This is a genomic window from Pedobacter sp. MC2016-24 (assembly GCF_015223055.1).
In the GTDB taxonomy this organism is placed as follows: domain Bacteria; phylum Bacteroidota; class Bacteroidia; order Sphingobacteriales; family Sphingobacteriaceae; genus Pedobacter.
On record NZ_JADFBX010000005.1, the window covers coordinates 289,653 to 310,988 of the forward strand.

Sequence of the window (21,336 nt, forward strand, 5' to 3'; positions counted from 1 at the left end):
AACATCCATATGTACTTATGCGTTGGTCGCAGAACTTGTTTGCAGCGCTCTGTTTACTTTTTTAACTAAGCCTTGTAATACATTTCCCGGGCCAACTTCAACAAATTCATCAGCACCGTCTGCAATCATTTGCTCAATTGTCTGTGTCCATCGCACTGCACCAGTCAGTTGCGTAATTAAATTTGCTTTAATTTTAGCCGGATCAACATTAGCAACCGGGTCAACATTCTGATAAATAGGACATACCGGAGGTAAAACATTCACCTGCTCGATGGCTTCCTGTAATTCCAGACGGGCCGGCTCCATTAATGGAGAATGGAAAGCTCCGCCAACATTTAATTTTAAAGCTCTTTTTGCACCTGCTTCTGTCAATTTCTGACAAGCAAGATCTACCCCTTCAATGCTTCCTGAAATGACAATCTGCCCTGGACAGTTGTAATTTGCAGCAACAACAACTTCAGGAATCTCATTACATATATTTTCTACAATTTCATCTGCCAGACCAAGAATCGCAGCCATTGTTGAAGGTTGAAGTTCACAAGCTTTTTGCATGGCATTGGCACGGGTAATAACCAATCTTAATCCATCCTCAAAAGATAAAGCTGAAGCGGCAACGAGTGCAGAAAACTCACCTAAAGAGTGACCCGCAACCATATCTGGCTTAAAAGATTCACCTAAAGTTTTAGCCAGAATTACAGAATGCAGAAATATAGCTGGCTGTGTAACTTTGGTTTGTTTTAGTTCTTCTTCAGTACCAGAAAACATGATGTCGCTGATTCTGAAACCGATAATCTCATTTGCCTGCTCAAACAAAGCTTTTGCCTGCTCGTTTTCGTAAAGTTCCTTACCCATGCCCGAAAACTGAGCGCCTTGTCCTGGAAATATATATGCTTTCATTATTTTAATGTAGGTTAGCTGTTATTAATCTTAAAAATTCTGCCCTGGTTTTATCTTTGGCGAATTCACCGGTAAAGGCAGAAGTTGTAGTTACCGAATTTTGTTTCTGAATTCCCCTCATAGCCATACACAAGTGCTTGCATTCAATCACTACGGCAACGCCCGCAGGCATTAAAGTATCCTGAATACAGTCCCTGATCTCATTGGTTAAACGTTCCTGCACCTGCAACCTACGTGCAAAAGCATCAACAATTCGTGGAATTTTACTTAAACCGACAATATGACCATTTGGAATATAAGCCACGTGCGCCTTGCCGAAAAATGGCAACATGTGGTGTTCACACATCGAAAACACTTCGATGTCTTTAACCACTACCATTTGGCTGTAATCTTCTTTAAACATTGCTGAGCGTAAGATCTCAGCAGGATTAAGGTCATAGCCATGTGTCAGGTACTGCAGGGCTTTAGCCACACGCTCTGGAGTTTTAACCAGGCCTTCACGCTCGGGATTTTCACCCAGTTGTCCTAGAATATCTTTATAATGGTCTGCAACAACACTGATTTTACTTTCATTATAACGGTCAATTTTGATGTAACCGTTCTCTTCCTCATCTAAATGATTTGTGTGATTATCCATATGTACAGTTATTAACCGAAGTACTCTACAAAGTTATTTTCGGTCTCGTAAATTTTGATGCTGTGCAGTATTGCACCTGATTCAGCTATAACTTCAACCAATTGATCCCATACTGCAATGGCCAGATTCTCGGTCGAAGCCAGCTTTCCTTTCATGAAATCAACGTCCAGGTTTAAGTTTTTATGGTCAAGTTTATCCACCACGTGAACATTTGTAATGTCTTTCAGCCATTTCAAATCTACCAAAAAACCGGTTTCAGGATTGATCTCGCCTTTCACAGTCACATACAACTGATAGTTATGTCCATGCCAGTTCGGATTGGCACATTTTCCAAAAACCTCTTCGTTATGATCGTCAGACCAGTCGGGTCTGGATAACTTGTGCGCTGCGTTAAATGATGCTTTTCTGGTTATATATATCATTCTGTATTATATTATTGACAAATATACGCAGAAAGGTTAAAGTAGAAAGGTTAATTCTCTAACTTAGCTACTATGAAGATTCTTTTAGTTGTCGCTACAAGGGCTGAAATTGCTTTACTGGCCGAACATTTCAATTTGCCGGAAAAGGATTTCATAGTCACTCCTGCGTTTGATGTCCTGATTACCGGGGTAGGCATGACCGCTACCGCATTTGCCCTTGGGCGGCACTTATCTAAAAACTATGGCCTGGTTCTCAATCTGGGCATAGCCGGGTGTTTCAACAAGAGCATTCCACTTGGCAGTCTTTTTAACATTACGGCCGACTCCTTTTACGAACTTGGTGCAGAAGATAAAAATGACTTTTTAACGATAGAAACCCTGGGCTTCGGAAAGTCAAAATACACCGCCAACAACAATTTACTCCATGACGCGGTCAGTGCATTGCCCAAAGTAACAGGCATCACCGTCAACAGGGTACACGGAAATACAGAAAGTATCGCACGTGTTTTAAAAACAGGCCAGCCAACCACAGAAAGCATGGAAGGTGCGGCAGTCTTGTATTGCTGTGAAAACGCCGAATTGCCTTGTCTGCAAATCCGCAGCATTTCCAATTATGTAGAACCCCGAAATAGGGAAAACTGGCAAATCGGCCTCGCCATCAAAAATCTGAACAATTGGGCAATTGGATTTTTGACAAATACATAACCAACAACCTTTTTCTAGTCCTTATTTTTACCGCATGAAACTAACACTTGGATTTTCTCCCTGCCCCAACGACACTTTTATCTTTGATGCTTTAATCCACCATAAAATTGATACGGAGGGATTGGAATTTGACGTGTTCTTTGATGATGTAGAAACCCTAAATCAAAAAGCCTTCCGCTCCGAGCTGGACATGACCAAACTTAGCTTTCATGCTTTTGCTTATATGACCGGGCAGTATGCCCTGCTGGATTCTGGCAGTGCGCTTGGCTTTGGTGTCGGGCCCTTGCTCATCTCCAAAAATGAGTACCTGGCCAATCACCATGACCACATCAGTGCCGACCTTCGTGTAGGCATCCCCGGAAAATATACAACGGCTAATTTTCTATTGGGCATCGCCTTCCCCCATTTGTTGCAAAAACAGGAAATGGTTTTCTCAGAGATCGAACAATCCCTTTTGGCAGATCAAATCGATCTCGGATTAATCATTCATGAGAACCGGTTCACTTATATGGACAAAGGTTTACATAAGGTTATGGATCTTGGAAATTATTGGGAGCAACAAACCGGCTGCGCAATTCCATTGGGCGGTATTGTAGTCAACCGGAGATTGGATCAGGAAACCAAAGAAAAAATCAACAGGGTACTTCGAAAGTCTGTCGAGTTCGCTTTCGCCAATCCAAAGTCTGGCATTGATTTCATTAAACAGCATGCACAGGAAATGAGTGAGGAAGTGATGTACAAACACATTGACCTGTACGTTAACCAGTACTCTATTGAACTGGGCAAAGCAGGTCGAAAAGCGATAGATGTGATGTTTGCGATGGCTGAAGAAAAAGGCTTAATCCAACCGACACAACAGTCTATCTACTTAATCCCTTAATTACAAGGCCCTTCAGGGATCTCTTTGCTAATTTTCAAAAGTTTGGTAACCACCAGCGTCGAATCAAAATCTGCAGAAACACTCAAACTGTCCGATTTGACAACACGGCACTCCGCTTCGATATAAACGGGCTCATAAGGCTTTTCGAAATTTAAATTACTGTAAGCCAATTCCAGTGTTTTAGCGCTATCTGCTACCCAGTATTCCCTGCCCTCCTCACAATCGGTAAATGATTTCATCTCCGGACCATAGCTATACAAGCCCTTCATAATTCTAACCTGAGTTGCTTTAACGTCAGTACGGTTGGAATTACAGGCAACGATTACCAGGGTAATAGGGATGATCAATAACAATTGTTTTTTAAATATATTCATGATTTTAAAGATCTTGATTTAAATGATTTATCTTCTTCACGCTTAAATTAGATGACAAAGCTGATGCCATAAAAGAAAAGGTACTCACAGTTAAGAAAACAAGTAAAAAATCCTTCCATTTTAATACGCTTGGATAAGCACTTGGTATGGCCAGATTTTCCTGGGACATTTTAACCAAACCAAATTTCTGTTGTAACAAACAAAACAAAAAGCCTATGACCAATCCGGCAATACAACCAGCCATAGTGATCATCATACCCTCAAAAAGAAATATGCGCTTGATTAATTTTTTACCGGCGCCTAAGCTGCTTAAAATGGCTATATCTTTCAGCTTATCAATCACCAGCATGGTTAAAGAACCGATGATATTAAAGATGGCAATAACCAGGATAAAGGTCAAAATAATATATACCATCCATTTCTCACTGCCAAGAATATTATACAACACCTTATTTTGCTGAATCCGGTCTTTAATTTCAAAATCCTTATCCAGGTGCTGGGCAACCTCTTCGATAAACTGATCTACGTTTATGCCTTTATTTAAATTAATTTCTATAGCCGAGACCTTTTCCGGTTCGCCCAAAAGTGTTCTCGCAAAACGTAAAGGAACAATAGCCACATTGTCAAAATCCTGCTGCACTTCAAATACGCCTGAAACCGGAATAGACAAAATGGTAAAATCATCCGCCGGATTGATGCTACTGCTACTCTGCGCCTTCTTTTTAGGAGAGAAAACCTGTATCGGATTAAACGGATCAGTCGTATTTACCATCAAATAGGTTTGAATGGCCGATCCAATAACTGCATAATTTAAGCTCCTGTTCTCCAATTTAAAATCACCATCAATTGTAATGCTGTCCAGACTTTTATTCTTCAGATAGTCTGAACTCACTCCCTTAACCAACGCCACAGATTGTTTATTATTATACCTTAAAAGCGCATTTTCGGCAAGTACCTCAGTATAAGAGTAAATGCGCTTATCTTTTTTTAAAGTATTAAAATAGGCCACATTGGGATCAAAAGTTTTACCTTTTTTAGGTGAAATGATGACCTGAGGGGTGATGGTATTGAACATTTTAAGCACCACTTCTTCAAAACCATTGAAAACAGACAAAATGATGATCAGTGCGGCGCTTCCAACAAAAACACCGGTCACAGAAATGGCCGAGATGATATTGATGGCATTGGTAGATTTTTTTGCAAAAAGATACCTGCGTGCTATGTAAAATGCTGTGTTCAATGTCTCTTTATGGTAAACCTATTGTAGAAATGGATTGTGTTGCTTTTCGAAACCAATGGTTGTCGATTGACCATGTCCAGGATAAACCCGGCAATCATCAGGCAATATAAACAAGTTATTTTTGATACTATTGATTAATTGCAAATGGTTGCCCCCAGGCAGGTCGGTACGTCCGATGCTGGAATAAAACAAAACATCCCCCCCGATCAGGAAGTTATCGGCAGCAGCATAGAAACACAAATGCGCAGGAGAATGTCCTGGGGCAAAAATAAGTTCCAGCTGGCTGCTTCCAAAGTGAACCGTTCCTGTTTCCGGCAGAAATACTTCAGGCTCCGGAGAAAGTTCATACTGTAGCCCCATTTGTGGCAAATAGCCCGGAATAGCCTGCAGTATGTAAAGTTCACCCTGATGAAATTGCGGTTTCAGCCCCCAGTTGTCAAACACAAATTTATTCCCAAATACATGATCGTAATGACAATGAGTATTTAAAAGCAATACTGGCTTTAGATTCTCTGAGCGGATAAAATTAACCAGTACATTTTGCTCAGCCGAATCATACATACCTGGATCAATGATGACGCATTCACCGGTCTCATCATACAAAACGTAAGTATTTTCCCTGACAGGGTTAAAAGTAAACTGCTTAATGCTAATCATGATGTTATTTGTTTAGTCTTTCCATTTAAAGGTACTGATCATTTTGTCGATATCCTTTTTGATAAATGAAACGACGGGTTGAATCGAATCGTATTGTGGGCGCTCATTGAAATAAAGTGCTGCCCTGAAATAATGTTTTACGCTGTCTGTTAAAAAGAACTGAACAGAAGAAGCTGTATTGCCTTCTATGGCGTAATAAATGCCATAAACCTTTTTATCCGGATAACTGATTAGCTTCTGATCAATCGAATTTGCCTTCACCGTATGCTTGAAAGCAAAAGTACGGGCATCTTCCACCAAATTTTCATACTCCTTTTTGGAAGATACATCATAATACGTAAGGTGTAAGCGTCCGTTAAAGCTTGGGAAGGCTAAATTATACCAGCAAGGCTGGGTATCAGAACTTTGATCGGGCAACATTTTCGCATAAGTCGGATATTCAAAGCTATAAGCACAGCCCGATTGAAACTGCTGATATTTTTTTACTGGAAAATCGATTTTAAAATAGCCTCTGGGTTTAGGCGAGTAACCATCGCTTTGACAAGCCGTAAAGGCCAGAATCAGCACACAAGCCGAAAACCACAGCAAACGTTTCATATCTATTTATTCCAAATTTCCCAGGAACGGATGGCCTGCAGATACAACATCTCCAGTCCGTTCTTTGTTTTTCCGCCATGCAAACGAACTTCTTTTAGAAATAACGTTTCTTCAGGATTGTAAACCAGGTCATAGGCCACATGCTGCTCAGTCAAAAACTGGTAAGGAATCTCTGGCTGCGTATCGTAGCTGGGCGACATGCCCAATGGTGTCGTGTTGATCAGTACGGTATATTCGCTGAGCATCGCTTCGTCAACTTCACTATACAGAATACTGGTTTCAGAAGGCTTACGGGTAACCACCAGAAAATCAATGCCCAGCTTACCCAGTACATATTTGATGGCTTTGGCAGCACCCCCATCACCAAAAACAAGTGCCCGTCGGTGTGCTTCACCAAGCATCGGCTTTAAAGATTCTTCAAAACCATAAGCATCGGTATTGTAACCTTTCAGGTATCGCTTTCCGTTTTCCGCCCATTCAATTGAAATGCAGTTGACCGCACCAATTTGTGTTGAAGCCTCATCCATCTCATCCAGAAAAGGCAGAACCTTAACTTTATAAGGAATCGTCACATTCATTCCACACAATTCCGGATCATCCGAAACCAGTGCAGAAAAAAGGTCAATATGTTCAATCGGATAAAGTTCGTAAGCAGCGTTTTTTATTTCCTCTGCGATAAATTTTTCCGTAAAGAACTTTTTAGAAAAAGAATGTGATAACGGATAGCCGATTAAACCAAATTTTCTCATTTAATGATCGATGCGGATAAGCAATTTATATACCCAGGTTTAAGAAATGGTCAAAAGTATCGCCCCTAAGGCCCAGACGTATGGTTTCTAAAGGTATCACTTCTGCCGGTGCAATATTTCCAAGATTGACATTCGCACCAAGTAATTTAATAAACCAAACCTGCTGCTCTTTTTGCGGAGCTTCCCAGATGATGGTTTCTTCAGGTATTTGCGTTAAAATCTCATCAACCAAACCTTCACGAACCTCTCCAGACCCCCTGTATATACCAACATTACCTCCTTCTCGGGCTTCTGCAATCACTTTCCATGATCCGGCTTCGATTTCAGCATTCATCAATTTGATCCATTTGTAAGGGGCAAATATCTTAGTTGCATCTTTTGAGCCTACTTCAGAGATCACGGTTACCTGTTTCGAAAGCTTTTGAATATACTCGCATTTCAAATCATGTTCAATGGTGATCGAACCGTCAGAAACTTCGGCATACTCCATTCCAAACTGATCCAACACCTTACGATAATCGTCAAATTGATTTCGGATAATAAAAGCCTCGAACAGCGTACCACCAAAATAGGTCGGAATACCCGCGTCTCTATAAATCTGTAATTTCTCTTTCAGGTTAGGCGTTACAAAGGAAGTTGCCCAGCCCAGCTTTACAATATCGGTATGTATTCCGGCTACTTCTATAAAATCTTCAGTTTGTCTCAAGCTCAATCCCTTGTCCATAACCATTGTAATTCCTTTATTACGTGGTTTTGCCGGTCGCTCCGGGATATTATTTAATGGGTAGTTCATATCAGTCACAAAGGTGAAAAAAAATTAGACAGTTTTTATCAATCCTGTCTAATAAAAGGCTTTTACTTATTTTACGTATTTACGGATCACATCTACAATCGCATTGTTGTCTTGTAATTGCGGCAAATATTCAAATAAAATGTAGTGTTTCTCCGGATCTGTTGCCAATGCAGTTTCCAGATAAACCAGCGCTTCATTTTTTTCCCCTAAAGCAAACAGGTATGCCACCATCCGATAATACAGTTCTGCAGCATCCGGATTGTTTTTAATGGCATCAGCGATGGTTTCAGAAGCTTCCAGCGTTTTTCCCTGCTCGTAAAGTACGGTTGAAAAATCGAGCCAGGCCTCTATATCCACCGGGTTATATTCCAAAACTTTATAGTATGCTTCTACAGATTGTTCGATCTGACCAAGCTTGTAATATGCATCAGCCATAGCAAACCAGAAGTCTGGATTTTCTCCATCCAGCTCCAATGCTTTTTTGTAAAAATGAAGTGACTCAAAAAAACGTTCCTCAAAATTGAGGGTTACGCCAATTCCGAACCAGGCATCTGCCATGCTGGGATCCATTTTTACGGATTTCTTATAATAAGCCCGGGCTTCATCCATCCGCTCCAGCTTTTCGTAGCATTCGCCAATGGCACAATACGTATCTGCATTGGGCTGCTCGTATTCAAATGTCTGCTTATACACATCAATGGCCTCCTGGAAACGATCCAGTTGTACCAATGCATTTCCTTTATTATAGTAGGCAGAAGCAAAATTATCCTTGATCAGAATGGCATAATCATAAGCGTCAATCGCTTTTTCATACAAATCCAGCTTATGGTAAGAATTTGCCAGATTGTACCAGGCCGCATAAGAATAAGGATCATTGTCAATATATTCCTGGTAAAATTGTATGCTCTCCTCTTGCTTATCCAGAATGTCGTAACAAAAAGCCAGTTCGTACAAGCCATCTTTGTTTTCCATATTCTGCTCCAGGCTTTGCTTAATGTAGACAATGGCGCTTTCGTAATCCAGCATATTCTGGTATACATAAGCGATTTGCAGCAAAATCTCGTCTGTCGTTTCGGCAAAGGTTAGTGCAATCTGAAAATTATCAAGCGCTTCAGAGTAACGTTCCAGACTGTTGTAAATGTTCCCGCGCAAAATATAAATCTCTGCTTCAGAAGCCTCAAGTAGTTCTGCCTTCTGCAGGGCTAAGAATGCGCGTTCCACCTGATCGGTGATAAAAAACAACTGCGCCTGCTTCACTAAAAAAACCGCAGCATAAGGGTGTTGGTTTAAAGCATATTCAATAACCTGCAATGCTTTTACCGGATCGCTCTTTTCAATATAATAATCAATGATGTTTTCAAAAGCCTGTGCATCAAAAAAGTACTGATCCTGATTACGTATCATCTCTTCGTAACGTTCAACAGAACGTTGTGCATCATCGCTAAAATCAAAATAAAATTCCTCTTCCATGTTTTGAATTATTAAAGAACAAATCCCCTAGTTAATTATATCATAAGTTTACAACTAAAAAAACTAGCTTAAATCAAATAATTTTCAACATTCACACAAATTAAGGGTAAGTAACTGATAATATTCACAGTTAACCATTCGTATTTTTGATGTCGAGCTGTGTATTTCTTCTACAACAACAGGGGGGTATGATCAGAATTCTACTGCAAAAGAACACAACTTTATTTAAAAAAAGGTAAAATTCAAGTCACGAAACTCCTTTGACTCCTGGCAACAACTGCGCACGATTGCCTTAAACATAAAAAAAGAGCATGAATCATCAAGCTCTTCTTTTACACCCGGCCCTCCCGTCCGGGGATTTTCCTCCCTTTATTTTTTGCTTCTGGCTTTATTTCCGGCCAGTAAAGTATCGCTCACTTGCGCTGTACTTACAATTAATTCCTCATCTAAGGCTTTTGTTGTAGTATTTACCGCTGCAAATTCTTCCATTTTTAGTTTGGCTACTTTTCCTTTAACAGACATGTGATCTGTAGAAGTTCCTCTTAATTTTAAAGCAGAGTTGTCGATCACGTAAGTGTATAAGCTGCTTGCTGTTGCATTTACATCTGCACGGGCATTATCTTTAAGGAATACCTGCAATGCCTCTGCTGAAAATTTCCCCTTAGTAATTACTGAAGCTGTATTTGAGGCATCGATTCTTTGTAAGTTTTTTACATATACAATAATAGTTATAGGTTGATCTTCATTTGAATTGATAAACAGTTTATCTCCTCTTTGTACTACTGTGGTTAAATCCTTGTTATACTCATTGTAAATGATCACTCTTTGTCTGTCGGCCTGAACCAGCTCTACATGTACATTTCCTTTAACCACCACTTTATTAAAATCGATACCGGACGAGATTGTAGTTAAATTTGTTACCGGACCTGCCGCATTTGAAGTAAATGCTGAAGTAGACAGAACGATTGCAGTTAATGCTGAGGCGAATAATGTTTTTACTGAAGTTTTCATATTTTTAAGCTTTAAGTTTTTTAAATTGTTTACATATAAGTCGCCCCAAACAGCAAAACGTTACAACGTTTTTTTCGCTTTTATGCAAGCTCGATGTAAATCCCGACGAACGGCCTAAATTTTTCGACAAACAGATTTAAAAAATCTGTAATAATTGAGCCTTTTATTTGAAAGCACCTCAATTTGATGTAAGTTTAAAACTTTTTAATTCCTTACCCTTTGATTGTTTTAATCTTCAGCTAATGTTACGTGTAGATAGTTCCAAACCATGCAAAATTGTATATTCATTATGTAAACACGCATATTTTGGCTATTTAATTGAACCACATATCGTTCAGCTGAACCCGCAGGGGGATTTTTCCCTGACTTATCAGCGCTTATTTTCCCATACCGCTAAAGAGTTTGCAAAGCATTTATCTGACACCGATTTTAAACTGATTAAAACGCTTGATGAAATTGAACAGGATTTCATCATTAAAAAGTACCACAAAAAAGTAATCCGGCCTGCAGAGTTTTTTGGGAAATTTTTTAACGACAAGTTCTATGAAACCGTCAGACCTAAAATTGAGAAAAAACTAGCCGAAGTCCTCAATTTCCTGAGGGCAAACGGAACACTATACCTGATGGATAAAGATGGCTGGCCTGCAGAGCGGAAAATTGATATTGCCACCGAACCAGCTACGGTACTTTTCCATTTCCGGCGTAATGAAGAAGAAACCCGGTATTTTCCAACCATCAAATACCAGGGCATGCGGATTGATTTCATGTTTAAAGATGCCCAGGTAGTGAGTAATCAGCCAGCCTGGTTGCTCCTCAATGATGTCCTTTATTTTTTTGAACAGGATATTGAGGGTAAAAAACTTCAGCCCTTTCTAAATAAAAGGTTCATTACCATCCCAAAAGCCACAGAAGAAACCTATTTCGGGAAATTTGTTTGCCCTCTTATTGAAAAATACCACGTTTATGCCGAAGGTTTTGACATCAAAACAGAGAAACATGAACCGAGACCAGTCCTAAAAGTCATTTATGTAGACTCTGGCATTTCGCAATTGCAATTGTATTTCAAATACGGCACACATACTTTTGCCATGGGCAATGAGAAAAAGGTAACCGTTCATCTGCACAAAGAAGACGACAATTACATCTTTACCCGCATCAAGAGAGATGTAAACTGGGAAACTGAGAAATTTCATTACCTGACCAACCTGGGACTGAAAAAGGCAAGCGCACTTTATTATAACCTGGAAGTGGTGCCACATCAGAACGAAGATCAGTCGTATGCCATTCTAAACTGGGTAAATGAACATTTTGAACAGCTAAGCGCCGACGGGTTTCTGATTGATCAGCACCAGGGGCCAAAACGATTTCTTTTCGCTACCAGTAAGATCAATTTTGAAATTAAGGAGGATAACGATTGGTTTGACATCAATGCCATTGTGTATTTTGGGGAACATCCCATCCCTTTCATTTCACTAAAACAACATATCCTGCATAAAAAACGGGAATTTACGTTACCTGATGGTTCCATCGCCATTATACCAGAAAAATGGTTTACCCAATATGGAAGCCTGTTTAGCTTATCAGAAGGCGGAAAAGCTTTAAAGCTAAAGAAACACCACCTGGGACTCATCAATGAACTGGCAGAAGACAGCATTGCCAACGTAACGCTAAGCCGAAAACTTCAAAAACTCAATGACTTTGAAGATATCGCAGATACACAAATGCCGCTGCATTTCAACGGCGACCTGCGCTCCTACCAAAAAGCCGGCTATAACTGGTTTAGCTTTTTAAGAGCGTATAATTTTGGTGGTTGCCTGGCTGATGATATGGGTTTGGGGAAAACCATTCAGACCCTCGCTATGCTGCAAAAACTAAAAGAAGAAAATGAAGCAAGCGGGACCTTCAATACTTCCCTGATCATCATGCCGACCTCCCTGATTTACAACTGGCTAAACGAGGCTAAGAAATTTACACCAGAACTAAAAATATGCGCCCATACCGGTAGCTCCAGGAATAAGGACATTAGTTATTTCGCTGATTTCGACATTGTCATTACTACATATGGGATTACCCGGGTAGACGTTGACTTGTTTAAGAACTTCTATTTCAGCTACATCATACTGGACGAAAGCCAGAACATTAAAAATCCATCATCAAAATCTTTCAAAGCTGTAAAAGCATTAAAATCTCGGCATAAGCTCATCTTGAGTGGTACCCCCGTAGAAAACTCGGTTAGCGACCTTTGGACGCAGCTGACCTTTTTAAACCCGGGCTTACTGGGTACCCAGGCTTTCTTCAATGAAGAGTACGTGCAAGCCATTGAAAAAAGAAAAGATGAAGAAAAAGCGCGTAAACTTCAGGCCATCATCAAACCCTTTGTTTTACGCAGAACCAAAGAGCAGGTGGCTGCAGAACTGCCTTCTAAAACCGAACAGGTGTTTTATTGTACCATGACAGAAGATCAGGCTGCAGTTTACGAAGAAACCAAGTCAGCCTACCGTAACGACCTTTTGAGTGGTATGGAAGATGGAACTGCAGCGCAAAAACAAGTACAGCTTTTACAAGGCTTAACCGCTTTGCGTCAACTGGCCAATCACCCTTTGATGATTGATGAGCATTATCATTCCGATTCTGGTAAATTTGAAAGCGTGATCCATACCCTCGACAATGTATTGAAAGGCGGCCACAAAGTTTTGATATTCTCCCAATTCGTCAAACACCTCAATATTTTCAAGCAATATTTCGAAAAAGAGGAAATTCCTTTTGCTTATCTCGACGGTGCCACAAAAAACCGCGGTGAGATTGTAGCTGAATTTCAGGAAAACCCAGACCTCAAAGTATTTTTAATCTCCATTAAAGCTGGCGGCGTAGGATTAAACCTTACCCAGGCCGATTATGTATTTATACTTGATCCCTGGTGGAACCCGGCGGTAGAACAACAGGCCATAGACAGAAGTCACCGCATTGGTCAGGAAAAAAAGGTATTTATTTATAAATTCATTGCAAAAGATACTGTTGAAGAAAAAATCCTGGCTTTGCAAAACCGCAAAAAGAAGTTGGCCAGTTCTTTAATTACAACCGAAGAAAGCTTCTTCAAATCATTGAGTAAAGCTGATATTCAGGAGATACTTAGCTAAGTATTTCCTGATAAGCATCCCGACTGATCATCTCCGCTCCGAGGCTCATCAAATGGTCATTTGGAAGCTGGCAGTCGATCAGCGTATAGCCCCCTTCCTGACACAACCAGATTAAAGCTGTTTTTGATGCATTACTGACCAGGCTAAACATGCTTTCACCACAAAACACGTTATTGATCTGCACACCATACAGGCCCCCAACCAATTGTTCTCCCTGCCATACCTCCACACTATGGGCATAACCCAGTTCATGTAAGCGGATATAAGCCTGCTGCATCTGTCCGGTAATCCAGGTACCTGGCTGATCTCTTCTGGCTACAGTAGCACAATGCCCAATTACCGAAGCGAAAGCTTCATCAAAGCTAAGCCTGAACACATTACTTTTGAGCACTTTAGCCATGCTCTTGCTCAGCTTCACACGTTCGGGATAAATGACACAACGCTCATGCGGTGCGTACCAGCAAATGGGATCATCTTCATTAAACCAGGGGAAGATACCGTAGTTGTAAGCCAGCACCAAACGTTCAGGCCGTAAATCACCGCCAATTGCCAACAGGCCATCTTCCTCTGCTAAAGCCGGATCTGGAAAAATAATCGCATCGTCATCTAATCTAAAGACCATATGCAATATTACAAACTAAAAGCATTCCGGCCTACTTACTTTTTCTTTCAGCAGGCACAGGTAGTTCTGCGATCAACCCAATTTGGTTCGAGTGTACCATAGCCTCCTGACTGTCGTTAAACAAGCAAGTCTCGATCTGATATTCGGCTTTAACCTCTCCCAATAGCTTTTTCGTTTCAGCTTCTTTAGATTTTCGGATATTACGGATATAAATCGCAGTAATTTTTTCAGGATACTTCTTCGCGATAGTCGCATAAATCACGGGATCCCGCTGAGAGTTGTCGCCAAAAAATACAAACTTCTGGTTTGGAAAGGCATCAATAATGCGCATTACCCGCATCAACTTCCCCTCATGCCCTGTTTTACCGGTCTTAATCAAATCTTTCAATTGCTTAATCTGGTTCAGCAAAAAGGCCCCTTCAGGCAGGCGGTTAAACCTGAAAGTCTCTAACAGGTAATCGTATAAATTCCATTCGCTGCTCGATACGTAAAAAAAAGGGTTAGGCTGCTGTGCATTGGTATGCGATAAGGAAAGCATTTTATAGTGTAACTGGGCTTCAGGAAAAGTTTTCCGCGTCCTGGGATTTTTGATGAACAACTCCCTTAACCTCCGGCCTATGGTAGCCGAGTGAGAGATCATCACCGTATCGTCTATATCTGAAATGAAAGCATATTGTGTAACGTGTGGCACATAAACCAATCCTTCGTTACTGGCCAGCACATCATTATTTTCATCCAGCGCTTCCACCTTAACGCCATGCCATCCGGCAACAACATCCCCTTCGGCCTTCCATTCAAACTTAAAAAAGCCATCGTATGCTGTATTGCTGTACACCGTTTGGCTGTAAAACTTCAACCTCACGCGGGCATGCGGATAGGGCTTTAGCCTGAACAGCCGCAGCAGGTACCGTATGTTTACAAAGATGTTGTCGCTGTAAACCTGTTTGGTTTTGGCTTTAGACTGAAATACGTGGCCATACGCCACCAGATTATGCTTATGCCCATACCCATGATATACTTTAACGCTGACAGATTTATTCATCATGAATTAAAACAGGATAAGGCTTAAGTTGTTTGTGCTATTAAACATTAGGGATGACCTCAATTTCAGATTTAAAAATACTATTTATTGTGAACCCAAAGTCTGGAACAGCACAAGTAAATTTTACAGAACTCATTTCAAGCCAACTCACAGCTAGTAAAACAAAATTTGAAATTTATGAATTACCGAAAGACTGCAGCATCAAAAAACTGAAAGCTGCAATCAGCAAGTCTGCCGCAGACCGTGTCATTGCTGTAGGTGGAGATGGTACTTTAAAAATGGTGGCAGAATGCCTTTTGGGACAAGAAACACCAATCGGCATTATCCCTGCAGGCTCGGCAAATGGCATGGCCAAAGAATTGGGTATTCCAGAAGATCCCGAGGAGGCAATAGCACTGGCCATAAAGGGAAAACCAAAAACCATCCATGCGGTTATCATCAATGATGAACTCTGCATCCATTTGGCAGACATTGGCTTCAATGCCTATTTGGTTAAGAAATTCGACGCATTAACTCAAAGAGGGATGCTGGGTTACGCCAAAGCAGCCTGGACTGCGCTCTGGAACCATAGAAAAATGACAGTAGAGATTCAGTTAAAGGACAAAACTGTTCAGGCCCAGGCAGCGATGGTGGTCATCGCCAATGCCACCATGTATGGAACAGGAGTTAAAATAAATCCAGACGGTAAATTAAATGATGAAGTTTTTGAAGTCATCCTGGTCAAGGAATATTCGGTTATGGAAATCCTTAAAATCAGGTTTACCAACCTGGCATTCAATCCCAAAAACATTGAATCTTTTCAAACCACGGCCTTAAAGATCCATACAAAACACAAAGTGCATTTTCAGATTGATGGAGAATACAGGGGAAAAATCAATAACATTTCTGCGCAAATCAAACAGAAAGCCATACAAATTATTGCTTAAATTACTGGCAGTATTTAGCCAACGCCTCATTCGCTAAGTCTGAGCCCATATATTTTACAAATCGAAAATCCTCACAGGCCCCCTGCATATCCTTTTGTTTGACTTTTTTTAATCCATCGTCTACCCTTTCCTGCAGATATACATCGTCATACCCCAATTCTTTTTTCAATGCAAGAATCCTCGGTTCTTCACCTTCCTTAAATGTCCCCGCTTCTTTATTGCGGTAAAAGTTAAGAATGGTATTTGTCGCCCCCTCATTTGACCGGTAGGCAGCAATGGCCTGTCTAATCTCCGCCTGATTTTTATCTCCGCAATTGTAACCCTCCAGCGTAAATTTAATTGGTGCAACTAAAGAAACCGTGGTATCATGACCGGCAGGAACCTGCCATTTCCCACTACTTAGCCGAATTAAACGCAAGGCCTCGTCATCCAGGTCCGTCCCCATACCGGTTCTGATCTTAGAATAATAAACTTCTCCTTTTTGATTAAGCTTGAAACTAATGGTTACTGTGCCCTCAATGCAGTTGTGCATGGAATAACCCGGATAAACTTTATTATTGGCAACAAAGGCAGCTAAGCCCCCTTTTAGCTGAGGTTGGGTTTGCGCTGCCAGGTCTAAAAAACATAGCGTCAAAAACAGGGTTAGAATCTTTGCCATATACCAATTTACGCATTTCTCATAGAACGAGATGACAAAGAGGCAATTAATCTGCCTCTTCGTTGGTTTCTTTACGATCCTTTGATATTTGATCAAAGATCTTATCCATATGCTGTACGTACTCGTTGGTATCGTCAACAAAGAAAGTTAAAGTCGGAACTACACGTGCCTGGTGGCGAATTCTGGCTCCCAGTTTATACCTGATTTCACTGGCATGTGAATTGACTTCAGCTACAGATAAAGATGTATTATTTGTATTTAAAAAGCTTAAATATACTTTGGCAACGGCTAAATCCGGAGAAACGCGCACCTTGGTAATGGTTACCAGTGTATTTGGCAAATACCCAGCCCCCTCACGCTGAAAAATAGCAGCGAGCTCTTCTTGTAAAATTCCCGCAAATTTCTGTTGGCGTTTACTTTCCATAATGTTTAATATTTATTTAAGGCAATATTAGCCCATTTATCCTAATTAATATAACAGCTTATCGTAGGGATAACGTTCGGTATGTAAACCGACTACTTTATCGTACAACAACTGTTTAAACTCTTCTAAATTCTCTTTATGTAAAGCGGAAATAAAAAGTGCCGGCGCATTGTTTGTGCCCATCCAGCTTTTCTTAAAATCCTCCAACGTAAGCACCTGCGGTTCTTCCTCTTCATGATCCGGCTCCGGACTCACATAAGCATCAATTTTATTGAAAACCATAATTGTTTCCTTATCCCGGGCACCCAGATCCTTTAAGGTCTCATTGACCACATTGATCTGATCTTCAAAATTTGGGTGCGATACATCCACCACATGAATCAGCACATCAGCTTCGCGAACTTCATCCAGCGTAGATTTGAAACACTCCACCAAATGGTGAGGCAGTTTACGGATAAAACCTACGGTATCTGATAGCAAAAAGGGCAAATTCTCGATCACCACTTTGCGTACAGTTGTATCCAGGGTAGCAAACAACTTATTTTCTGCAAAAACCTCTGATTTAGAAAGCATGTTCATGATCGTTGACTTACCCACATTGGTATAACCAACCAGAGCCACACGAATCAGCTCTGTACGGTTTTTCCGTTGGGTTTCATTTTGTTTATCAATCAATTTCAGACGACTTTTTAACAAAGCAATCTTCTCCAGAATCATCCTTCTATCACTTTCAATCTGTGTTTCACCAGGTCCACGCATACCAATACCACCCTTCTGACGCTCCAGGTGGGTCCATAAACGGGTCAGTCTTGGCAACAAATACTGAAGTTGTGCCAGTTCCACTTGCGTTTTGGCCTGCGCGGTTTGTGCCCTTCTCGCAAAAATATCCAGGATCAGGTTACTCCTGTCCAGTATCTTCACCTGCAGCTCACGTTCTATATTTCTCAGCTGCGATGGCGACAATTCATCGTCAAACACAACCAGGTCAATCTCTTCAGATTTGACATAAGCCTGTATTTCTTCCAGCTTTCCAGTACCCACAAAAGTAGCACGGTCTGGTTTCATCATTTTCTGTGTAAATACATGGTCAACCACACCTCCGGCAGTGTCTACCAGAAATGCCAGTTCGTCCAGATATTCCTTGGTCTCTTCGGGGGTTTCACCTTGTCTAATTACGCCAACAAGAACAGCACGTTCAGGTTTAAGCGCGGTATCAAAATATTTTTGCTTTCCCATGTAAAGAACAAAGATACAAAAGTTATACCGAGATCAGCTGACTGACAAAGTCGGCCATCGATGCGCCCGGGTTTTGGGTTTTCATAAAGTTCTCCCCAATCAAAAATCCGTCAAATCCTACGGATTTCAGATCATTGATCGTTTGCGGATCACTGATGGCACTTTCAGAAATTTTCAAAAAGTCATCCGGAATCTCATCCACCAGATCAAAAGACGTCTGGATATTCACTGAAAAATCAGCCAGGTTCCGGTTGTTCACACCGATGGCATCCAGTTCAGGAATCACACTTCTTTGTAGCTCATCCAGATTATGAACTTCCAATAAAACATTCAAACCCAAACTTTTAGCTAGCACCGTGAGGTCTTCAATCTCATCCGGAGTCAGAATCGCTGCGATCAGTAAAATAATATCTGCGCCCATAGCCTTGGCCTCCAGAATCTGGTAGGGATCAATCATGAAATCTTTCCTTAGAATGGGAATCTGATTTGCTGCTCTTGCTGCCAGCAAATCGTTGGTATGCCCACCAAAGAAATCTGTATCCGTGAGTACCGAAAGCGCCGAAGCACCGGCAGCGGCATAACCAGTGGTCACTTCCTCAACGGTCACTTTGTCATTAATGATCCCTTTTGATGGGGACTGACGCTTAAATTCGGCAATAATGCCAGCGCGATTTTCGTCTAGTAAAAAGTCTGCAAAAACATAGGGCACACGGTTAAAGTACAATGCAGCTTCCAATTGTTTGATGGAAACCTGCTGCTTCGCCAATGCAATTTCTTCTCTTTTCCGCAGCACAATTTTATCTAAAATATTCATATCTATTCTTCTAACCAGTTTTTAACCATTTGTTTACCATATTCTGTAAGCACACTTTCTGGATGAAACTGCACGCCACGAACATCAAATTCATTGTGCCTTAAAGCCATAATTTCACCTGTTGAGTCTATCGCTGTAACAGTAAAGCAATCCGGTAAGCCTGCTGCGCTGACTACCCAGGAGTGATAACGGCCCACGTTGATGGTTTCAGGGCAATCCTTAAAAACAACCTCATTGCGGTCAAGAACCGTAATTGGCGTGGCAATACCATGCATCGGCCTGCCCAGGTTAAGCAAAGTGCCCCCAAAAGCTTCTGCAATTGCCTGCTGCCCAAGGCAAACTCCAAAAATACTTTTTGTTGCCGCATAAGTTTTAATCACATCCAGTAATAAACCAGCTTCCTCAGGTATACCAGGACCGGGCGACAAAATGATCTGGTCAAATGCTTCCACATCGCCCAGTTTAAATTTATCATTTCTCCAAACTTCTACATCTCTTCCCAATTCGTTTACCAAATGCACCAAATTATAAGTAAATGAGTCGTAGTTGTCGATCACCAGTACTTTCTTCTGTATATTTTTATGATTCTTCATTCTTTTAAATCTTATTGGCCATCTCCACTGCCCTGCGCAAAGCCGCAATCTTATTATTTACTTCATTCATTTCGCTCTCCGCAACAGAATCAGCAACTATCCCGGCTCCAGCTCTATAGTACAACTGATTATTTTTACTCATAAAGGTACGGATCATAATGGCATGGTTAAACTGATCATTAAATCCCATATAGCCAATTGCCCCGGCATAAAAATTCCGGCCTAAACCTTCATTTTCATCAATCAATTGCATTGCCCGGTATTTTGGTGCTCCGCTCAACGTACCTGCCGGATAAGTATCTGCAACAATTTTAAAAGCAGAAACCTCTTTTTGCAGGTTTCCACTCACTTTAGAAACCAGGTGGATCAGGTGAGAATAGTATTGAACCTCTTTAAATGATTTCACTTCCACACCCGTACAGTGTCGGCTCAAGTCGTTTCTAGCCAGATCGACTAGCATCACGTGCTCTGCACTTTCTTTCGGATCGGCCTTCAACCTGGTGGCAAGTTCTGCATCCTCAAGATCATTACCCGTGCGCTTAAAAGTTCCCGCAATCGGGAAAATGTTAGCCACATTATCTCCAATGGTAATTTGTGCCTCCGGCGATGAACCGAATAGTTTGAAACTGCCATAATCAAAATAGAACAAATATGGAGATGGATTGATCGACCGCAGGCAGCGGTAAACGTTAAACTCATCTCCTGAAAACCCCTGATTAAAGGCTCTGGATGGTACAATCTGAAACACATCACCACGTAAAATATGTTTTTTCAACTTTTCTACAATCTCCATAAAACCCGCATCGGTTAAATTCGATTGCTCTTCACCCACCGTGCTGAAGTTATATTCCGGGAAATTTTTATTCTGAATGATGTATTCGATTTTTTCTAACTCGTCATTATCATCCCCGTTGAAGGTATTTTTAAATAAGGTAACCTCATTTTTAAAATGGTCAATGGCGATGATGTAGCGGTAAATGTGGTATTGCATAACCGGGATTTGCTGATCCTTTGGTGTGGTAGCGCTAAATTTAATATCTTCAAAATGCTGCACAGCATTCCAGGTGAAATAGCCAAACAAGCCACTCGAAATGTATCGGGTATCTTCTACTACGTGTGGTGTAAAAGAGGATTTAAACTTTTCAATTTCTTCAGTAAGTACAAATTCTGTCTTACGCTCTTTCCGTCCATCCGGAAAATAAGTAGACAATACGTTGTCCTGCAAAACAATTCCTGCAACAGGCTCTGCACAAACATAACTTACAGAATTGGACCGGCTGTGGTAATCAGAACTCTCCAGTAAAATTGTATTCGGGAACACATCCCGGAGGCGGAGGTAAATACTTACCGGGGTGGTGGTATCTGCCAGTCTTTTTTTAGACGTTGTATTAATTAGATAATTGGTCATCTTATTCAAACTTTCTTTTATATGCTTTTATCATTCAATTTTTC

Annotated in this window: 23 protein-coding genes; 4 read left to right on the top strand and 19 right to left on the bottom strand. The window is 40.9% G+C overall.

Annotated features, from left to right (window positions below):
* Nucleotides 1-15: 15 nt before the first annotated feature.
* Genes fabD through IM797_RS14450 form a run of 3 tightly spaced genes read right to left on the bottom strand, consistent with a single transcriptional unit; the run spans nt 16 to nt 1,956 of the window.
* Nucleotides 16-897 carry an ACP S-malonyltransferase gene (gene fabD / locus IM797_RS14440; RefSeq protein WP_194127852.1) on the bottom strand — a complete coding sequence of 294 codons (882 nt, stop codon included), beginning with the start codon at nt 895-897 and terminating at the stop codon, nt 16-18.
* 4 nt (nt 898-901) lie between these two features.
* Entirely contained in the window at nt 902-1,534 is a 633-nt protein-coding gene (gene folE / locus IM797_RS14445; protein WP_194127853.1) for a GTP cyclohydrolase I FolE, read from the bottom strand.
* 11 nt (nt 1,535-1,545) lie between these two features.
* The gene (locus IM797_RS14450; RefSeq protein WP_194127854.1) at nt 1,546-1,956 is read right to left on the bottom strand and encodes a 6-carboxytetrahydropterin synthase; all 411 of its coding nucleotides are present in this window, start codon (nt 1,954-1,956) and stop codon (nt 1,546-1,548) included.
* Between the two features lie 72 nt (nt 1,957-2,028).
* On the opposite strand from IM797_RS14450, the gene mqnB reads away from it, so the two are divergent.
* Nucleotides 2,029-2,661 (top strand): futalosine hydrolase, encoded by a 633-nt coding sequence (gene mqnB / locus IM797_RS14455; protein WP_194127855.1) that lies wholly within the window; start codon nt 2,029-2,031, stop codon nt 2,659-2,661.
* A 34-nt stretch (nt 2,662-2,695) separates the two neighbouring features.
* The gene (locus IM797_RS14460) at nt 2,696-3,541 is read left to right on the top strand and encodes a menaquinone biosynthesis family protein (RefSeq protein WP_194127856.1); all 846 of its coding nucleotides are present in this window, start codon (nt 2,696-2,698) and stop codon (nt 3,539-3,541) included.
* On the opposite strand, the gene IM797_RS14465 is transcribed toward IM797_RS14460, so the two are convergent.
* The 8 genes from IM797_RS14465 to IM797_RS14500 form a co-directional block, all read right to left on the bottom strand.
* Nucleotides 3,538-3,915 carry a hypothetical protein gene (locus IM797_RS14465; RefSeq protein WP_194127857.1) on the bottom strand — a complete coding sequence of 126 codons (378 nt, stop codon included), beginning with the start codon at nt 3,913-3,915 and terminating at the stop codon, nt 3,538-3,540. The genes IM797_RS14460 and IM797_RS14465 overlap by 4 nt on opposite strands.
* Nucleotides 3,916-3,919: 4 nt before the next feature.
* On the bottom strand, nt 3,920-5,155 hold the full coding sequence (locus IM797_RS14470) for an ABC transporter permease (RefSeq protein ID WP_194127858.1): 1,236 nt from the start codon (nt 5,153-5,155) through the stop codon (nt 3,920-3,922).
* A gap of 18 nt (nt 5,156-5,173) precedes the next feature.
* A complete protein-coding gene (locus tag IM797_RS14475; RefSeq protein WP_194127859.1) occupies nt 5,174-5,812 on the bottom strand; it encodes an MBL fold metallo-hydrolase in 639 nt (212 codons plus the stop codon).
* Between the two features lie 12 nt (nt 5,813-5,824).
* Complete coding sequence (gene gldD / locus IM797_RS14480) at nt 5,825-6,409, bottom strand: gliding motility lipoprotein GldD (protein WP_194127860.1); 585 nt, start codon at nt 6,407-6,409, stop codon at nt 5,825-5,827.
* 2 nt (nt 6,410-6,411) lie between these two features.
* Nucleotides 6,412-7,158, bottom strand: coding sequence for a shikimate dehydrogenase (locus IM797_RS14485; protein ID WP_194127861.1), 747 nt, complete (start codon nt 7,156-7,158; stop codon nt 6,412-6,414).
* Between the two features lie 25 nt (nt 7,159-7,183).
* Nucleotides 7,184-7,951 (bottom strand): phosphosulfolactate synthase, encoded by a 768-nt coding sequence (locus tag IM797_RS14490; RefSeq protein ID WP_194127862.1) that lies wholly within the window; start codon nt 7,949-7,951, stop codon nt 7,184-7,186.
* A 66-nt stretch (nt 7,952-8,017) separates the two neighbouring features.
* Nucleotides 8,018-9,421, bottom strand: coding sequence for a tetratricopeptide repeat protein (locus tag IM797_RS14495; protein ID WP_194127863.1), 1,404 nt, complete (start codon nt 9,419-9,421; stop codon nt 8,018-8,020).
* Nucleotides 9,422-9,790: 369 nt separating this feature from the next.
* Nucleotides 9,791-10,432: a GIN domain-containing protein gene (locus IM797_RS14500; RefSeq protein ID WP_194127864.1), complete on the bottom strand. Its 642-nt coding sequence runs from the start codon at nt 10,430-10,432 to the stop codon at nt 9,791-9,793.
* A gap of 242 nt (nt 10,433-10,674) precedes the next feature.
* Between IM797_RS14500 and IM797_RS14505 the strand changes: the two genes are divergently transcribed.
* Nucleotides 10,675-13,569 (top strand): DEAD/DEAH box helicase, encoded by a 2,895-nt coding sequence (locus tag IM797_RS14505; RefSeq protein WP_194127865.1) that lies wholly within the window; start codon nt 10,675-10,677, stop codon nt 13,567-13,569.
* On the opposite strand, the gene aat is transcribed toward IM797_RS14505, so the two are convergent.
* Complete coding sequence (gene aat / locus IM797_RS14510) at nt 13,562-14,191, bottom strand: leucyl/phenylalanyl-tRNA--protein transferase (RefSeq protein ID WP_194127866.1); 630 nt, start codon at nt 14,189-14,191, stop codon at nt 13,562-13,564. The genes IM797_RS14505 and aat overlap by 8 nt on opposite strands.
* 31 nt (nt 14,192-14,222) lie before the next feature.
* Nucleotides 14,223-15,236, bottom strand: a complete 1,014-nt coding sequence (locus IM797_RS14515) for an App1 family protein (protein WP_228098868.1) — start codon at nt 15,234-15,236, stop codon at nt 14,223-14,225.
* A gap of 50 nt (nt 15,237-15,286) precedes the next feature.
* Between IM797_RS14515 and IM797_RS14520 the strand changes: the two genes are divergently transcribed.
* Nucleotides 15,287-16,159 (top strand): diacylglycerol kinase family protein, encoded by an 873-nt coding sequence (locus tag IM797_RS14520; RefSeq protein ID WP_194127867.1) that lies wholly within the window; start codon nt 15,287-15,289, stop codon nt 16,157-16,159.
* A 1-nt stretch (nt 16,160) separates the two neighbouring features.
* Here the strand turns inward: IM797_RS14520 and IM797_RS14525 are convergent, their stop codons facing one another.
* The 6 genes from IM797_RS14525 to IM797_RS14550 are packed head-to-tail and all read right to left on the bottom strand — an operon-like array spanning nt 16,161 to nt 21,292.
* Entirely contained in the window at nt 16,161-16,817 is a 657-nt protein-coding gene (locus IM797_RS14525; protein WP_194127868.1) for a TonB family protein, read from the bottom strand.
* A 46-nt stretch (nt 16,818-16,863) separates the two neighbouring features.
* Nucleotides 16,864-17,241 (bottom strand): 30S ribosome-binding factor RbfA, encoded by a 378-nt coding sequence (gene rbfA, locus IM797_RS14530; protein WP_194127869.1) that lies wholly within the window; start codon nt 17,239-17,241, stop codon nt 16,864-16,866.
* 45 nt (nt 17,242-17,286) lie between these two features.
* Nucleotides 17,287-18,477, bottom strand: coding sequence for a GTPase HflX (gene hflX / locus IM797_RS14535; RefSeq protein ID WP_194127870.1), 1,191 nt, complete (start codon nt 18,475-18,477; stop codon nt 17,287-17,289).
* A gap of 22 nt (nt 18,478-18,499) precedes the next feature.
* A complete protein-coding gene (gene trpC / locus IM797_RS14540) occupies nt 18,500-19,291 on the bottom strand; it encodes an indole-3-glycerol phosphate synthase TrpC (RefSeq protein ID WP_194127871.1) in 792 nt (263 codons plus the stop codon).
* A gap of 2 nt (nt 19,292-19,293) precedes the next feature.
* The gene (locus IM797_RS14545; RefSeq protein WP_194127872.1) at nt 19,294-19,884 is read right to left on the bottom strand and encodes an aminodeoxychorismate/anthranilate synthase component II; all 591 of its coding nucleotides are present in this window, start codon (nt 19,882-19,884) and stop codon (nt 19,294-19,296) included.
* A gap of 4 nt (nt 19,885-19,888) precedes the next feature.
* Nucleotides 19,889-21,292: an anthranilate synthase component I family protein gene (locus IM797_RS14550; protein WP_194127873.1), complete on the bottom strand. Its 1,404-nt coding sequence runs from the start codon at nt 21,290-21,292 to the stop codon at nt 19,889-19,891.
* Nucleotides 21,293-21,336: the final 44 nt, after the last annotated feature.

What these genes read in the sequence shown, in the direction of transcription:
- fabD (WP_194127852.1), bottom strand. Translation starts at nt 897, where the DNA reads ATGAAAGCATATATATTTCCAGGACAAGGCGCTCAGTTTTCGGGCATG.
- folE (WP_194127853.1), bottom strand. Translation starts at nt 1,534, where the DNA reads ATGGATAATCACACAAATCATTTAGATGAGGAAGAGAACGGTTACATC.
- IM797_RS14450 (WP_194127854.1), bottom strand. Translation starts at nt 1,956, where the DNA reads ATGATATATATAACCAGAAAAGCATCATTTAACGCAGCGCACAAGTTA.
- mqnB (WP_194127855.1), top strand. Translation starts at nt 2,029, where the DNA reads ATGAAGATTCTTTTAGTTGTCGCTACAAGGGCTGAAATTGCTTTACTG.
- IM797_RS14460 (WP_194127856.1), top strand. Translation starts at nt 2,696, where the DNA reads ATGAAACTAACACTTGGATTTTCTCCCTGCCCCAACGACACTTTTATC.
- IM797_RS14465 (WP_194127857.1), bottom strand. Translation starts at nt 3,915, where the DNA reads ATGAATATATTTAAAAAACAATTGTTATTGATCATCCCTATTACCCTG.
- IM797_RS14475 (WP_194127859.1), bottom strand. Translation starts at nt 5,812, where the DNA reads ATGATTAGCATTAAGCAGTTTACTTTTAACCCTGTCAGGGAAAATACT.
- gldD (WP_194127860.1), bottom strand. Translation starts at nt 6,409, where the DNA reads ATGAAACGTTTGCTGTGGTTTTCGGCTTGTGTGCTGATTCTGGCCTTT.
- IM797_RS14485 (WP_194127861.1), bottom strand. Translation starts at nt 7,158, where the DNA reads ATGAGAAAATTTGGTTTAATCGGCTATCCGTTATCACATTCTTTTTCT.
- IM797_RS14490 (WP_194127862.1), bottom strand. Translation starts at nt 7,951, where the DNA reads ATGAACTACCCATTAAATAATATCCCGGAGCGACCGGCAAAACCACGT.
- IM797_RS14495 (WP_194127863.1), bottom strand. Translation starts at nt 9,421, where the DNA reads ATGGAAGAGGAATTTTATTTTGATTTTAGCGATGATGCACAACGTTCT.
- IM797_RS14500 (WP_194127864.1), bottom strand. Translation starts at nt 10,432, where the DNA reads ATGAAAACTTCAGTAAAAACATTATTCGCCTCAGCATTAACTGCAATC.
- IM797_RS14505 (WP_194127865.1), top strand. Translation starts at nt 10,675, where the DNA reads ATGTTACGTGTAGATAGTTCCAAACCATGCAAAATTGTATATTCATTA.
- aat (WP_194127866.1), bottom strand. Translation starts at nt 14,191, where the DNA reads ATGGTCTTTAGATTAGATGACGATGCGATTATTTTTCCAGATCCGGCT.
- IM797_RS14515 (WP_228098868.1), bottom strand. Translation starts at nt 15,236, where the DNA reads ATGATGAATAAATCTGTCAGCGTTAAAGTATATCATGGGTATGGGCAT.
- IM797_RS14520 (WP_194127867.1), top strand. Translation starts at nt 15,287, where the DNA reads ATGACCTCAATTTCAGATTTAAAAATACTATTTATTGTGAACCCAAAG.
- IM797_RS14525 (WP_194127868.1), bottom strand. Translation starts at nt 16,817, where the DNA reads ATGGCAAAGATTCTAACCCTGTTTTTGACGCTATGTTTTTTAGACCTG.
- rbfA (WP_194127869.1), bottom strand. Translation starts at nt 17,241, where the DNA reads ATGGAAAGTAAACGCCAACAGAAATTTGCGGGAATTTTACAAGAAGAG.
- hflX (WP_194127870.1), bottom strand. Translation starts at nt 18,477, where the DNA reads ATGGGAAAGCAAAAATATTTTGATACCGCGCTTAAACCTGAACGTGCT.
- trpC (WP_194127871.1), bottom strand. Translation starts at nt 19,291, where the DNA reads ATGAATATTTTAGATAAAATTGTGCTGCGGAAAAGAGAAGAAATTGCA.
- IM797_RS14545 (WP_194127872.1), bottom strand. Translation starts at nt 19,884, where the DNA reads ATGAAGAATCATAAAAATATACAGAAGAAAGTACTGGTGATCGACAAC.
- IM797_RS14550 (WP_194127873.1), bottom strand. Translation starts at nt 21,292, where the DNA reads ATGACCAATTATCTAATTAATACAACGTCTAAAAAAAGACTGGCAGAT.